Origin of the sequence: Streptomyces sp. NPDC005533 (assembly GCF_042871845.1) — a bacterium.
Classification (GTDB): domain Bacteria; phylum Actinomycetota; class Actinomycetes; order Streptomycetales; family Streptomycetaceae; genus Streptomyces.
Genome location: NZ_JBIAJH010000076.1, coordinates 1 through 14,034 on the forward strand (window position 1 = coordinate 1; position 14,034 = coordinate 14,034).

Consider the following 14,034-nt stretch of genomic DNA (forward strand, 5'->3'; position numbering starts at 1 on the left):
CAACCCAGGCCCTTCGTCTGGACAAAGACAGCCGACGAGATCCTCGACAGAGTCGCCGCCTACTGCCACCGAATCTCTGACTCAGGTCACTAGGAGCTGTCGGCAGGCCCGGCCGATCAGGTGACTGGCTGCTCATCAGGTCGTTAACGGCAGGCTCTACGGCTGCATGGCGCGGTGCCGAGCGCGTGACGGCGCGGAACCCGGGCAGGTGCGGTTCATGGACACACTGAAGGGCTGGGAGCGGGCGATCGAGCAGGCCGAGCAGGCGCTGGCGGAGAAGCTGTTCGGCAGTGAGGCGGGGGAGGCGGAGGTGGTCCGAGCCGTGCTCCGAACGTGCGACGAGCAGGCCGTCGTATGCAGCTCCCACCGCACCGTGGTGCCGAACGTGTACACCCTCGAGCTGCCTCCCCCCGTGTACGCCGAGATGGGCCCGCACCTCACCGCCGTGGGGCAGGAGCTGACCGACAGGTTGCAGCACCACGGCGAGCGCAAGGGCTACGAATGGGCCGGGCCGCTCACCGTGCGGCTCGCCGCGGCCGAACACATCCCCAACGGCCGCTACCAGGTCCGCTGTGCCCCCATGGAACACATCACCGCCGCGCCCCTGAGCGCTCCGGACTTGTAACCCGGCGGCCCATGAACGAACCTTCCCGGGCACCACGTGCCCAGCCGGGCCGCCCTCGAGCAGCGCGGCCAGTGCTTCTGGGCCGCTGGGGTGAGCGCTGCTGCTCCGGGATCGTGTGCCGGATGCCCCGCCTGCGCAGGTAGTCGCGGCACGGTCCGTTGCTGTAGGCCTTGTCGGGGGCCAGGTTGTCGGGCTTCTTGCGGGGCTTGCCCGGCCTGATCCGCGGGACGCGGATCCTCTCCAGCACGGCTATGAACTGCGTGCAGTCCGCCCGCTGCCCCGGCGTGACGATCAGGGACAGCGGCCGGCAGCGGCCGGCAGCGGCCGTCTGCGCTCAGGTGAACCTTGGTGGTAAACCCGCCCCGCGAGCGGCCCAGGCCCTCACCTCCCGCACCACCTCCTCCAGGCAGGCGACGCGGCCCTGCCACGGTGTCTCGTCTTTGGAGCGAGGGCGGGCGGCGGATCGTTTCGTGCACCGGCCGCGTGCCGGTGGGCGCGGACGAAGGTGGAGTCGACGGAGATGTCCCAGGCGATCTCGCCGGTCGCATCCGCTTCAGCCTGGACCTGCTGGAGCAGGCGTTCCCAGGTTCCGTCCGCCGACCACAACCGGTGACGTTTGTAGACCGTCTTCCACGGCCCGAACCGTTCGGGAAGGCCACGCCAGTGCACGCCTGTCCGAACCCGGTGCAAAATCCCGTCGATCAGCTGCCGATGGTTCCGCCACCGGCCACAACGCCTATTGCTGACCGGCAGGAACGGCCGCATCCGTTCCCACTCGGCACCTGTCAGATCACCCCGTCCCAGCCGGAGCAACGATCGGGGCAGGCGGTAGTCACATGATCGACAGGAAGCTCCCAGGGGAGTGGGCCAGGGGCGAGACGTCCGCTCCGGCGCGGGTCGCACTCATCAGGGGAGGCGGAAGCCGTTGAAGAGGTCGTCCATGCCGCGCAGGGCGATGCGGGTGGGGGTGGCGCGGATGGCGAGGTCGCGGACGCCCACGGCGAGGGGATTGCGGAGGGCACCCAGGCGGCCGACGCGGCGGGCGCGCAGGCGAACGGCGTTGGTGCGGTCGCGGCGGGCGCTGGTGTAGGCGGCGAGGGCGGCCGGGATGGGATCCGTACGGTCTGCATGATCCGCATGATCCGCATGGTCCGGGCTGGCCGGGCTGGCTGTGGTGTCGGTGTGACCGGTGTGACCGGTGGGGAGCAGGTGGGCGAGGACGGCTGCGTCTTCGATGGCCTGGCAGCCGCCCTGGCCGAGGTTGGGAGTCATGGCGTGGGCGGCGTCGCCCAGCCACACGATCCGGCCGTGGTGCAGTCGGGGGAGCGGGGCGGCCAGATCGTAGAGGTCGTTGCGGAGGACGTCGGCGGGAGCGAGGCGCTCGATGCGGTCGAGGAGGGCGGGGATCGGATCGTGCCAGGAGCCGAAGTGGCGGCGGAGTTCGGTGCGGGGTCGGGACCGGCGGGCCGGGTTCCGGCCGGCACGAGGGCGGTGGCGTAGAGGTAGAGGCGGCCGTCGGTGAGCGGCGTGACGCCGAACCGCCGGCCGTGCCCCCAGGTCTCGCTCATGGCCTCGATGCGCAGGTCCGGGGCGTCGACGAGGGCCCGCCAGGCGCTCTCGCCGGTGTAGCGCAGGCCCGGGTGGGTGGGGAAGTGGGCACGGCGCAGGGGGCTGTTGATGCCGTCGGCGGCGATGACCAGATCGGCGCTGAGGTCCGGGCCGTTCGCGGTACGGACGGTGGGGCGGCCGGTGGCGTCGTCGACGGCCGTCACCGCGGTGCCGTAGCGAAGGGCCTGCGGCGGCAGCGCGGCGGCGAGGGCGGCGGTGAAGGCCGGGCGGGGGACGGCGATCGGCGGCATGCCGTACCGGGCCGCCATGTCCGCTGTGCGGGCCCGGGTGAGCCACCGGCCGTCGAAGCGGCGCAGACCCATCGTTTCGGGCACGGCGGTGCCGGCGGCGTGGGCGGCGTCGATGCCGAGGGCGTCCAGTGCACGCAGGGCGTTGGGGGCGAGGCCGATACCGGCGCCGGTGGTCGGGGGCTGGGAGGAGCGTTCGCAGACGGTGACCTGCCAGCCGCGACGGTGCAGGGCGAGTGCGGCGGTCAGGCCGCCGATTCCGGCGCCGACCACGACCACGTGACGTTTCGCCATGGAGAACCACTTCCGTTCGGCTCGGGCACCCACGGCCGCGGCTCGGCCCGCACTCTACTTTCGCGGCGTGGGGGCGTGTCGCGTGTGCGGCGAGCTGGTCGCGCAACCTGCGGGCATGTCGCAGGGAGTTGGGGCGATCCCGCTCGTTGGGCGAGTGCGGTGATCTCGGGGAGTACACCGCCCGCGCCCATCCCGAGCCGCGTCCGCGGCGACGGCGAGGAGTGCGGCGTGGGCCTGGGGGCGGGTGGAGGCCAGCAGGCCGGGAGTGCGCCGGGCCAGGACCGGCCAGAGGGCGGGAGCCGTCCCGGGCAGGGCGGCAGCGGCCCGCAGTGACTCGGTCAGCAGGGGCACCTTCAGGGTGCCCAGCTGTACGAGCTCGGCCACGGCGGCGTCGCGATCCTCCTCGGGGACGGAGGCGAGCCCGTAGGCGCGGGCCAGGTGCACAGCGGGTCCCGCCGGGCCGTCGGCCGCGGCCAGCGCCGTGAGGAACGCGGGGGCTCCGCGGCCGTTCTGGTCCGCGGCCGACGCGACACCGGTCAGCAGCCGGGCCGCCGCGATCTCCGGATGCCAGCGCATGGCCGCGACCGCGACCGCGACCGCGTGCGCGTCCCGCCCGTTCGGAAGTGACGCGTGCGCACAGCCGATGTGCGGCTGGGGTGCGCCGGGTTTGCGTTCCGGCTGCCACCCGGGCCGCCTCCTCCCGTTCCCGTTCTTCCGCGGCGGACGCCACGTCGGGATCGGCCGGCCCGCCGCCGCAGCTCAGCAGTGCCTGTCCGAGGTCGGCCGGACGGGGCGGATGCCGAGGCGTGCGTGCGTGGCAAGGCGCGCGACCAGGTGATGCCGTTCCACCGCGCCGCTCGGCCGGCTCGGCGCGGACAGCAGCAAGGGAACCTGGTCACCGGATCGCAGCCGTGCGCCCGTCTCGACGACGCGAGCCCCGTGACGTAGTCGAGCGCCACGTGTCGGCACAGCTCCGGCCAGCCCGCCCCGGCACTCTCCCGGCGCTCGGCCCGAGCGCGGCGGCCGGGCTCTCGCGGTCCCGGTGGCTGTGGCTGACAAGGGCGTTGAACACGCGCTCGAACGAAGCCACGCCGGGGTCGCGGCGGCCATTCAGTACGGCCGCGACCTCCTCGGCGAGCTCGCCCGGCGACGGCGCGGCGCATTCCCCTCGATCATGCGACGCAGGCTGGCCCCCCTGCCACTGACAACGCCCCACCGCACCGGGCGGGCGCTACGGCGTCTGGTCCCGCGCGCCGTGCCTAAGGAGTGCCGGCCGGGGCGTTCAGGCGGAGCACCGCGACGCGTTGGTCGCCGGCGTACTCGCCGGTGGGGCGGAAGCCGAGCCCGAGGTAGAAGGGCTCGGGGCTGCCCTGGCCCGTGTGCCAGCTGACGTAAACCTCGTCGGTACCGCGGGCACGGATTTCCTCGCAGGCCGCGTGGATGGCGAAGCGGCCGTAGCCCTTGCCCTGGTGACCGGCCTGGATGTTCAGGCGCCAGATGCCACTGCGGTGGTCGGCGGGGTCGGTGGCCGGGTCCCAGGCGATGTCGAGGAAGGCCATGATGAAGCCGACGACCTCATCGCCGTCGACGATGGCGCGCGGCCAGGCGGCGGTGTGGACGTAGGCCTCGGCGAGCGACTTGACCACGGGGGAGACCAGATGCGTCTGGTCGGGGCGTACCTGTATCGCGCAGACGGCGTCGAAGTTCTCGGCGGTGACGGGTTCGAGGCGCAGCGGAGGGGCTGCCGGGGTGTTCGCGGCGGACATGTCACCAGCTTAGGGGGTGTCAGGCGGGGGGTTGCGGGCTCGGTTCGCATGGGGTGGATGTGCTGCGGTGACTAAAGATTCGCTCAAGGGTCGGCTGGAATCGGCTAGGAGATCGAGCGGTTGGTGTCACGATCGGGCGCGTTCGTGTTCAGGGCGTAGCGCACTCACGTACCCGCCGACGGCCGATGGAAAAGAGGACGCCCTCCCATGAGTACAAGCCCGCCCCCGGTCACGCCGCCCCCGCCCCCTGCCTCGGAGCCACCGACCCCTCCGGCGCAGGGCGGAGGCGGCGGCGGAGGCCGGAGGAGCGGCCGGCTCGCCGTCGTCCTGCTCACTCTTGCCACGGTGTTGGTGGGGTTGATGGCAGGGCTGTTCTTCGCGTTCGACGTCTCGGTCATGCCGGGGCTGGCGGCCGGCGACGATCGGACCTACGTCACCGCGATGCGGGCTTTCAACGCGGCCATCGACGGCAATGCGCTCTTCGGCATGGCGTTCGTGTTGGCGTTGCTGGTGGCCGTCGGGTCGGCGGTGCTGGAGTTCCGTGCCGGCCGGCGTAGCGCCGCCTTGTGGGTGGGGTCGGCCGCCGCGGCCTATCTCGTGGTGCTGGTGATCACGTTCGCGGTGAACATCCCCCTCAACAACGAGCTCGCGAGTGGGGGTGACGTCGCGCAGATGACGGACTTCGCGATCGTGGAGAAGTTCGAGTCGACGTGGGTCGCGACGAACATCGTCCGTACGGTGCTGTGCACGGCGGCCTTGGCCGCTCTGGCCCGCGCCCTGGTCCTGCACGGCCGCGCCACGCGCTGAGTGCCCTGCCTGTCTGACCGTCACTCACTCACTCACTCAGCCCGGCTGTCGGTGAGGGGGCCTTGGACTGCCGAACTCGCGTGGTGCCGCACGCCGATCCCGGGTCGGCGACGGCCGGTCCCTTGAACGGTCACGTTCCGCCGATCATGGGTACGGTCGCCCCCGCCGTCCCACGTAGGGTGGCCGGACCAGCTGCACCCCTCGCCGATCGGAGTCGCCGCCATGCTGACCGCTCTCACCGGTGCCTACGGGGACCGCGCGGACGCCGTCACCGTCGCCGGCCGTACCGCTTCCTACGAGGAGATCCTCGGCGCGGCCCGCGCGGTCGCCGCCGACCTCTCCGGCACCCACCCGCCCGCGTTCGCCGTGACCGCGACGGCCTCCCTGGAAACGGTCGCTGCCGTGGTCGGCGGACTGCTCGCCGGGGTCCCGTGCGTACCGCTGCCGCCCGACGCGGGCCCGGCCGAGCGCGGGCACATCCTGCGTGATTCCGGGGCCCGCCTCATCGAGGTCGACTTCGCCCGCCGCTCCACCGCCACCCCCACCCGCGCCTCCGCTCCGACCTCCGCCGGTCGGGGGTCGGACGATCCCGCGCTGATCCTCTACACCTCCGGTACGACCGGCGCCCCCAAGGGCGTGGTCCTCAGCAGCGCCGCGATCACCGCCGATCTCGATGCCCTGGCCGAGGCCTGGCAGTGGAGCGCCGCCGACACCCTCGTCCACGGACTGCCCCTGTTCCACGTCCACGGCCTGGTCCTCGGGGTCCTGGGCGCCCTGCGTACCGGCAGCCGTCTCGTACACACCGGCCGCCCCACCCCCGAGGCCTACGCCGCGGCCGGCGGCAGTCTGTACTTCGGCGTACCCACGGTCTGGTCCCGCATCGCCGCCGATCCGCAGGCCGCCGCCGCCCTCTCGGGGGCCCGGCTGCTGGTGTCGGGCAGCGCGGCCCTGCCCGCACCGGTCTTCCGCGACCTGGAGCGGCTGAGCGGCCACCGCATCGTCGAGCGGTACGGGATGACCGAGACCCTGATCACCGTCAGCGGCCGGGCGGCCGGCCGCCTGAGTCCCGGTACGGTCGGCACCCCCCTGCCCGGCATCTCCACCCGTATCGCCGCGGAGGACGGCGCCGAGATCGGTGAACTCCAGCTCACGGGGCCCACTCTCTTCTCCGGCTACCTGGGACGGCCCGACGCCACCGCCGCCGCCTACACCGAGGACGGCTGGTTCCGTACCGGTGACATCGCCGCGGTCGACGACCGCGACGGCGTCCACCGCATCGTGGGCCGGGCCTCCACCGACATGATCAAGTCGGGCGGGTACCGGATCGGCGCGGGTGAGATCGAGAACGCCCTCCTGGACCATCCCCGCGTCAGTGAGGCGGCCGTGGTCGGCGTCCCGGACCCGGACCTCGGCCAGCGCATCGTCGCCTTCGTCGTCGCCCAGCAGGTCACCGGCACCGAGCTCACCGACTTCGTCGCGGCCCACCTCTCGGTCCACAAGCGCCCGCGGGAGGTCCGCTTCGTCACCGCCATCCCCCGCAACGCCATGGGCAAGCCACAGAAACGCCTCCTGCTGAGCGAGGACGGCAAGCCGCGGCCCTGAGCCCCCGTACGCTCCACCCCACCCTTGGGGCCGCGGCCATCCAGAACGTGCGTGCGTACGTGCAAGGGGGTGACCGCGTGGGAGAAGTGGGGTGGGGGGCTGGTGGGACGGTGCGGGGGAGGCCGTAGGGTTCCGCCTCGTGCACCGACTCGAGATATCCGATCTGATCACCGCGGTGGATCCGCACACCGGCCACCGGCTCCCCGTCCTGCGTGACGAGGTGATCCGTCGGCTGCGCGCCCATGGTGACGAACACGCCGCCAAGATCGTCGCCGGGCTGCCCGCTGACCAGGACGGCGTTCTGGACCCCCGTGCCGTGGACCGTCTCCTCATCAGCGTGCACACCGAGCTCCAGCGGCTGAGCGAGGAGCTCCGGATCGGTGAACGCCTGATGCACCTGCTCGGCCCGCTGTTCACGGCGATCCGGGCAGCCGGCGGCCAGAGCGGCCCCTACCGGCTCGTCGACGTCGGCTGTGGCCTCGGATACCTCATCCGCTGGCTGGCGGCCACCAACGGGCTGGGCGCGGACGTCGAGCTGGTCGGTGTCGACCTGGATGCCGCACTGGTCGGCGAAGCGGAACAGCTCGCCCGTGCGGAGGGGCTGGACTGCCGTTTCGTCCACGGCAACGCCTTCGACCTGCCGCAGGCGGCGACCGTCTACGTCTCCACCGGTGTGCTGCACCACTTCCGCGGGCCCGCCCTGGCCGAGTTCTTCCAGACCCAGGCGGCCTCGCCGGCCCAGGCCTTCTGCCACTTCGACATCGCCGCGACCCGCCTCGCACCCATCGGCGCGTGGGTCTTCCACCGTGCCCGGATGCGCCACCCGCTCGGCCGCCACGACGGGGTCGTCTCCGCAGAGCGCGCGCACAGCGACGAGACCCTCCTATCCGCGGCTGCCGCGCCCGGTATCCGGCCGCTGCTGTACGAGCCGCGCGGCGCGGCTAACCCGTTCTGCACCACCCTGCGCCCGATCATCGGGGTGCGCCAGCATCTGGAAGCGCCACTGCGCCGGGCCCTGGGGCGCTCGGAACGCCGGCTGGTCGGCCCCGAACACCTCGCCGGGGCCGTCCGATGATGTCCGCCGTACCGATCGCCCTTCTCTTGCTGGGTCTGCTCGACGCGACGTTCAGCGGTTTCCGCGCCTACGCCGGCCGCGACGCCCGCATCCGCAAACACCGGGCCACCGCCCGCGCCGCCCTGCGCGGGCTGGCGGTCGGCGCCGTCGTGCTGGTCGCCCCCGCAGCGACGGCGGGCGCCGTGCTGTGGTCGGCGCCCGACCGGGCCCGGACGTACGACACCCTGAGCGCGGGCGGCCTCGGCTACCTGCTCCCCCTCACCGCCTACGCCGTCGCGGTACTGCTCTCCCTCGCTGCCTACTTCCTCCTGCCGTTCCGCGCCAGCACCCTCGCGATGGTCATCGGCCTCGGCCCCCTGACCCTGCTACGCCCCCTCGCCCTGGCCGCGGCCTGCGCCGGCGCGTTCCTGGGCGGCGGCTGGCCCGCGCTGCTGGTCGGCACGGTAGCGGGCGCGGCCGTGCTGTGCGTAGAACCCGCGGTACACCACCGCTGGTACCAGCCCGCGCTCTGATTTCGGGTTGTTGTGCCCGCTTCTGCCTCAATGGCGGACGGGGTCGTCTGTGATTTCAGGTTGTGCCTGTCCGGGGCGTGTACGGCCGTTGGCGCGGGGTGGGGCTGGGTGGCGGCCAGGCCAGACAGGCCTGGTCGTTCCTGTCTGGCCTGTCTGGCCTGTCTGGCGTGTCTGGCCTGTCTGGCCTGTCTGGTCTGGTGGTTAGGGGTGTTGGGGGTGTTGGGGGTGGTTGGGGTTGGTGGGGGTGTAGTAGACGGAGCGTCCTTGTTTGGTGCGTTCGATGATGCCGCGGGCGACGCCTTGTTCGAGGGTGTTGCGGATGACGGTTGTTTGTACGGTGCGGTCGGGGTGGGTGGTGGTGAGGGTGTGGGTGACTTCGGCGGCGGATTTGGGTTCGGTTTGTCCGGCGAGGGCTGTGGTGACGAGGTCGAGCCAGGAGGGGCCTGTTTCCTTCTTGGGCTCGTTGTTCCCGCTGGTTGTGCGGGTGCGTGGGATGGTGGCGGCCGCGGTTTTCTTCTCGGCTTTCACGGTCTCCGCTGTCTCCACGGCCTTTACGGTGTTCTCGGCTGTCGCACCCTTCTCCGGCTCGGCAGCCTTGGTGGGTTCGGCAGCTTTCTTGGGCTCGGTGGCCTTGTTGGGCTCGGTGGCCTTGTTGGGTTGCGTGGTCTTCTTGGGCTCTGTGGTGTTGTTCGTTGTCTGGGTCGCGGTGCGTGCGGTGGGTACCGGGGCTCGCTTCCCGCCGGCGTTCGTGCTGGTCTTCACAGCGGGCTTCGCAGCGGGTGTGGCATCGGCCTGTGTCTCCGGCTTCGCACCGGCCTTCGCGCGAGGCTTCGTGGCGGGGGTGGCACTGTTCTTCACGCTGGCGTTCGTGGCGGGCTTCGTGGTGGGTGTGGCATCGCTCTTCGCGCTGGCGTTCGCAGAGGGCGTCGTGGTGGGGGTGGCGCCGGTCTTCGCGCCGGCGTTCGTGGCGGGCTTCGTGGCGGTCTTTGCGCCGGTTTTCGTGGTGGGTTTGGTGTTGGTCTGTGTACGCGGCTTGGTGCCGGTGTTCGCGCCGGGCTTGGCATTGGTCTTGGTGCCGGTTTGTGTGGCGTTCTGTGCGGTGGGCTTTGTGCTGGTCTTGGTTGTGGGTTGGGTGGGGATGCCGAGGGCTTCCTGCATTTTGAGCAGGACTTGTTCGCTTGCTTCGAGTTGGGCGAGTTGGTGTTGCAGGTGTTGTAGTTCGGTGCGTGTCTGTTCTTGTGCTGTCTGGTTCGCTGTCAGGTCGCCGGCGATCTGCTGGGCGTAATCGTCTTGGACGCGTGTGATGTTGGTGGTGGTCATGGGTTCCTCGGTCTCTGTCGTGAGGGACATGTGTGACGCGATGGTACGCATCCACGTGTACCCGTGACGGCGGATCACCTATCAGGGATCGGCAGGGACCGGTCCCACCGTCTGCCGCGGAGGTGTTGTGCTATACGCGCGGCCAACGCACACACCCCAACACGCAGTCGGACCACCACCCATCCAACAGCGCACACACATAGGTGAGTTGCTGTACAAGCCGTGGGTACTCGGATTGCTCCGCAAGGAATCTGTCATGGCCGCGGCTTTCGGTCTCCCGCCGCGCCGATAGTGCGAAGTGCGCCGCTGGTGCGTCACTCCCTCGGGGGCCCGGAGCCGCAGCCTTGCGTTGTTGAAGGCGCCTCGGCGGACCAGGGGGTCACCACGCGCAAGCTCGGTGGGATGGCTGGCTGGTACTTCGGCCGGTCTGTTGCTGAGGTTGTCGGGTCGTGGTCGGGTGGTGATGGTTCATGATTCCTGCGGTGTGCCGGTGAGGTGGACGGTGGTCCGTCATGGTGCGGTGGGGGTGTTGGCGGTGAAGGGACACCGGGCTGCCCGGTGGTCTTCGGGCTGTGGGTCCGCAGCGGGCCGGTGGTCGCCGGGCCGGTCGCCGGGTGGGTGGGGACGGACCGAGACGTCGAGGGTGAGGTCGTGGGGCTGGAGGATGGTGCGGGTGTGGAAGACGGGTGTCGTGCCGGGTGATCGGGTGACCTCGTAGTGGGGGGTGAGGGTTGCGGTGACGATGGTCATGGCGGTGGTGGCGAAGTGGGTTCCGAGGCAGTTGCGCGGCCCTCCGCCGAACGGCATGAACGCGTACTTGGGCAGTGGGTTGGCGGCGCGGTCGGTCCAGCGGTCGGGGTCGAACGTGGTGGGCTGGTGGTAGTGGCGGGGGTCGCGGTGGAGGACGAAGGGGCTGACGGCGACCTTCTGGCCGGGGCGCAGGGGGTAGCCGGCGAGTTCGGTGGGTTCCTCGATGGTCCGCTGGAGGAACCAGAGCGGGGGGTAGAGGCGCAGGGTCTCCTTCACGACGGCTTCGGTAACGGCCAGCCGGGGCACGTCGGCCGCGGTGGGGAGCGCGCCGGCGAGTTCCCTGTCGGCCTCGTCCCGTACCCGCCGACGGACTTGCGGGTGCCGGTCGAGGAGGAGGAGCAGCCAGGCGAGCGCGGCGGCGGTGGTCTCGTGGGCGGCGAAGAGGTTGGCGACGATGACGCTGGTCGCGCCCTCGTGGGTGAGGGCGCCTTCGTCGCACGCGGTGTTCAGGAGGTCCGCGACCACGGAGGGCGAGTCGTCCCGCCTCGTCGTACGCCGCCGGCGTATCAGGGAGGAGACTTCGTCGGCCAGGTCGCGGCCGGCGCGTTGGAGGCGGCGTCGGCGCAGTGCGTGCCAGCGGGCCGGCAGGGGCAGTGCGGGGGGCAGCAGCGCGTCCTGCAGGCGGGCCAGGAGGTCGGGGACGTCGCCGGTCTCGGGTCCGAGGCAGAACTCGGCGATCAGGTGGGCGGTGAGGTCTTCCAGTGCGGGGATCGCTTCGATCCTGCCGCGTGCGTGCCAGGTGTCCGCGTGGCGGACGACGGTCGACGCGAGGCTGTCCCGGGCGGCGCGCATGCTGGTCCGGTTCAGGCCGCGTCCCGCCAGGCTGCGGGCCCGCATCCACAGGGCCAGGTCTTCGGAGGCGCGGCTTCCGTCGGTCGGCTCGCCCAGCAGGTCGCTGGAGATGCCGTAGGTGGTGTTGGTGTGCTTGAGGACCTCCTCCGCCAGGGCGGGCGAGTTCACGATGTACAGGTCGTCGTCGAAGCGGACCAGGTCGCCGTACTGCTGCTGGTCGAGGAGGAAACCGAGGTGGTCCCGCTCGAACGCGCGCCGGTTGCCGTACCGCCCGGCCCCCGAGGGGCCGGGCGGCACACGGGAAGACCGCATCTGCTACCGCGCCTGTACGTAGTAGTAGTAATACGCACTGGAGTGGTCCGACCCTCCGAGCGTGCTGCTGCGTTGCACCTTCGCCCCGGAGGGATCGTTGGCCAGGTGGGCGGAGCTCGTCGCGGCCTGGGCCGATCCGGCGCTGAGGAGCGCGGCGACGGCGGAGGCGGCGATGAGGAGCGACTTGCGCAGGGGGATCAGGGCAGCCATGGCTGTCCTCCTTCGGGGTGGGGTGGGCGGCGGTTCCGCCCGGTGCGTTGCCCTCATTAGTCCCCCCGCGGCATCCGGGGGTCATGCCCCGGGAACGCGTGGCATGACCCCCCGCGCCCGTGTCTGCCACAATGCCGGCTTTCGCGCGCCCCCGGCTCCGCCCGGCCGAGGCCGCCCCGTCGCGCAGCGGAGCGGTTCAGCCCGAGGACGTGGTCGGGGGTCCCCGCCCGGCGCAGGACGTCCCGAAGGCGGGAGCGGCCGCGGCGCCGCCCGTCGTGGCGGGGCGCGCCGGGACTCCACCGGAGACCGGGATCCCGTTGCCCGCCGGGGTCGGTGCGGCGGCGGTGGCCGGCCGGGCCGCGCTCGCCCGGTGCGGGGCGAGGTCCTCGCCCACGGTCACGCCGGGGACCAGGCTGCCGGCCCCCATCAACCCACCGACTCCAGCCTGAAATCCTCAGCAGGAGGCGGGTGGTGGCCGTGTCTTTCGGTCTCCCGTCGCCGATACGGCGAAGTATGCCGCCGGTGCGGTCACTTCCTCGGGGACCGGGGCCCCAGCCCTGGGTGTTGAAGGCGTTGGGTCGGGCCGGCGCTCACCCCTCCTCGGGGTGCGGAGCCTGAGCCTTGCGTTGTTGACGGTGTCGTGGCGGGTCCGCGGTCGGTGCGCGCTGGCCTGTTGGCGTACGGCCGGTGTGCGTGGAGGTGGGTCGTGGCCGTGTCTTTCGTCTCCCGTCGCCGATTCGGCGCCGCTGGTGTGTCACTCCCTTGGGGGCCTGTGCCCCCGCTCCCGTGGTTGAGGGTGTCGGGGCGGGCCGGTGGTCGACGTGCTCGGGGGGCCGGAATTGCGGCGCCGGTTGTTGAAGGTGTCGTGGGGGGCCTGTTGGTCTTTCGGCGGAGGCCTGTTGGTGACGGTTGGCCGGTACTCGGCTCGGTCCGTAGGGGGGGGATGGTCGTGAGCCTTCTGTCTTTCCGTGGCCGATGCGGCGACGTGCACGCCGCGGTTGCGGCCCCCTGGGGGTGCGGAGGCTCGGCCCTGCCGTTGTTGAAGGTGCCGCGGTGTGCTCGCGGTTGCTCCCCTCTCGGGGGTGCGGAGTCGAGGCCAGGCGTGGTGGGTGGGTGGGTGGCGTGGTGTTGAGGGGCCGCGGTGCGTTCGCGGTCAGTTCCCATGGGGTGCGGGCCCGGGTTTCGTTCGCTGGGGGTTCGTTGGTGGGCGTGTGGTGCTGCCTTGGGGGTGTGGGGGGTTGGGCTGTGCGTAGCTGGGGGTGTGTTGGCGGACGTGTGGTCGCCTTGTCTGGGGTGTGGCTCTCGGTGTCCGCCGTTGAGGGTTCGGCGTTGTTGGAGGTCGGCGTGGTGGGGGTCCCTGCGCTTCTTGTGGGGGCGTGGTGATCTGGGGGCTTTCCCATCCCGCCCTACCCGGCCCGTCCTGCCCGCCCTGCCCTGCCGGGCCCGCCCTGCCCAGTCTCGCCCCCATCGCCCCAGTCCCACCCCACCTGCCCCGTCCCAATCCCGCCCCCCTCCCAATCCCGCCTCGCCCTGTCCCAGTCCCTGCCTGCCCGGCCCTGCCTGCCCGGCCCGCCCCAGTCCCGCCCCGCCCTCCCTGTCCCAGTCCCAGTCCCGCCCTGCTCCCGGCCTCGTTTCAACCCCGTCCCCGGCCTGGCCCCGTCCCCGGCCTGGGCTGGTTGTGTTGGGTGGTTCTTGTTTGCGTGTGCCGGTTTGTTGCGGTGGTGGTCCTTCGTTTTTGAGGTGGGGTGGTGGTGTGGTGGGGGTTTTGGAAGGTGTGTGGTTGGTGACGCGCGGTGAGGTTGGTGGGGTGTGGGGGTGAGGCGTCCCATAGGGCGTGGGTCACATACGAGGTGGGCTAGTAGTGGCTGGAGGATGTGTTCACGGTCCGGTATGTCTGTTCTCGCCTGGGTGGATGTGGCTGGGGGTGGTGTGTGGTGGGGGTGTGGGTTGGGGGGTGGGTTACTGAGGTTTTCAGTGTGGGGTCGGTGGGTTGAGGGGCAGGCCGGTGGCGGTGAGGCAGCCGTCGATCAGGTGGGGTCGGAGCTGGATTCTG

Annotated in this window: 15 protein-coding genes; 5 read left to right on the plus strand and 10 right to left on the minus strand. The window is 71.6% G+C overall.

The features are described from left to right. The first annotated feature begins 217 nt into the window (after window positions 1-217). A complete protein-coding gene (locus ACFYP3_RS35265) occupies window positions 218-625 on the plus strand; it encodes a DUF3662 domain-containing protein (RefSeq protein ID WP_388841927.1) in 408 nt (135 codons plus the stop codon). Here the strand turns inward: ACFYP3_RS35265 and ACFYP3_RS35270 are convergent. The 6 genes from ACFYP3_RS35270 to ACFYP3_RS35295 all read right to left on the minus strand — a co-directional run bounded on the left by ACFYP3_RS35270 (window position 591) and on the right by ACFYP3_RS35295 (window position 4,541). Next, window positions 591-926, minus strand: coding sequence for a transposase (locus tag ACFYP3_RS35270; protein ID WP_388841955.1), 336 nt, complete (start codon window positions 924-926; stop codon window positions 591-593). The genes ACFYP3_RS35265 and ACFYP3_RS35270 overlap by 35 nt on opposite strands. Before the next feature lie 80 nt (window positions 927-1,006). Continuing rightward, a complete protein-coding gene (locus ACFYP3_RS35275; RefSeq protein ID WP_388841929.1) occupies window positions 1,007-1,528 on the minus strand; it encodes an IS5 family transposase in 522 nt (173 codons plus the stop codon). A gap of 3 nt (window positions 1,529-1,531) precedes the next feature. Further along, window positions 1,532-1,897, minus strand: coding sequence for a hypothetical protein (locus ACFYP3_RS35280; protein ID WP_388841931.1), 366 nt, complete (start codon window positions 1,895-1,897; stop codon window positions 1,532-1,534). Further along, window positions 1,894-2,775: an FAD-dependent oxidoreductase gene (locus ACFYP3_RS35285; protein WP_388841933.1), complete on the minus strand. Its 882-nt coding sequence runs from the start codon at window positions 2,773-2,775 to the stop codon at window positions 1,894-1,896. Before ACFYP3_RS35285 ends, ACFYP3_RS35280 begins: the two co-directional genes overlap by 4 nt. 54 nt (window positions 2,776-2,829) lie before the next feature. Beyond that, window positions 2,830-3,351: a hypothetical protein gene (locus tag ACFYP3_RS35290; RefSeq protein ID WP_388841935.1), complete on the minus strand. Its 522-nt coding sequence runs from the start codon at window positions 3,349-3,351 to the stop codon at window positions 2,830-2,832. A 683-nt stretch (window positions 3,352-4,034) separates the two neighbouring features. Then, window positions 4,035-4,541, minus strand: coding sequence for a GNAT family N-acetyltransferase (locus tag ACFYP3_RS35295; RefSeq protein WP_388841937.1), 507 nt, complete (start codon window positions 4,539-4,541; stop codon window positions 4,035-4,037). A 360-nt stretch (window positions 4,542-4,901) separates the two neighbouring features. On the opposite strand from ACFYP3_RS35295, the gene ACFYP3_RS35300 reads away from it, so the two are divergent. From ACFYP3_RS35300 to ACFYP3_RS35315, 4 genes are all read left to right on the plus strand, one after another. Then, window positions 4,902-5,348, plus strand: coding sequence for a DUF1772 domain-containing protein (locus tag ACFYP3_RS35300; RefSeq protein WP_388841939.1), 447 nt, complete (start codon window positions 4,902-4,904; stop codon window positions 5,346-5,348). Between the two features lie 222 nt (window positions 5,349-5,570). Next, entirely contained in the window at window positions 5,571-6,950 is a 1,380-nt protein-coding gene (locus tag ACFYP3_RS35305) for an acyl-CoA synthetase (protein WP_388841941.1), read from the plus strand. A 139-nt stretch (window positions 6,951-7,089) separates the two neighbouring features. Then, window positions 7,090-8,025 carry a class I SAM-dependent methyltransferase gene (locus tag ACFYP3_RS35310; RefSeq protein ID WP_388841943.1) on the plus strand — a complete coding sequence of 312 codons (936 nt, stop codon included), beginning with the start codon at window positions 7,090-7,092 and terminating at the stop codon, window positions 8,023-8,025. Beyond that, complete coding sequence (locus tag ACFYP3_RS35315; RefSeq protein ID WP_388841945.1) at window positions 8,025-8,537, plus strand: hypothetical protein; 513 nt, start codon at window positions 8,025-8,027, stop codon at window positions 8,535-8,537. The genes ACFYP3_RS35310 and ACFYP3_RS35315 overlap by 1 nt, the downstream gene beginning before the upstream one ends. 201 nt (window positions 8,538-8,738) lie before the next feature. Here the strand turns inward: ACFYP3_RS35315 and ACFYP3_RS35320 are convergent, their stop codons facing one another. The 4 genes from ACFYP3_RS35320 to ACFYP3_RS35335 form a co-directional block, all read right to left on the minus strand. Further along, window positions 8,739-9,857: a hypothetical protein gene (locus ACFYP3_RS35320; protein ID WP_388841947.1), complete on the minus strand. Its 1,119-nt coding sequence runs from the start codon at window positions 9,855-9,857 to the stop codon at window positions 8,739-8,741. A gap of 510 nt (window positions 9,858-10,367) precedes the next feature. Then, window positions 10,368-11,771, minus strand: coding sequence for a cytochrome P450 (locus ACFYP3_RS35325; protein ID WP_388841949.1), 1,404 nt, complete (start codon window positions 11,769-11,771; stop codon window positions 10,368-10,370). 3 nt (window positions 11,772-11,774) lie between these two features. Continuing rightward, the gene (locus ACFYP3_RS35330; protein WP_388841951.1) at window positions 11,775-11,981 is read right to left on the minus strand and encodes a hypothetical protein; all 207 of its coding nucleotides are present in this window, start codon (window positions 11,979-11,981) and stop codon (window positions 11,775-11,777) included. Window positions 11,982-12,177: 196 nt separating this feature from the next. Then, window positions 12,178-12,408 (minus strand): hypothetical protein, encoded by a 231-nt coding sequence (locus tag ACFYP3_RS35335; protein WP_388841953.1) that lies wholly within the window; start codon window positions 12,406-12,408, stop codon window positions 12,178-12,180. Between the last annotated feature and the right edge of the window lie 1,626 nt (window positions 12,409-14,034).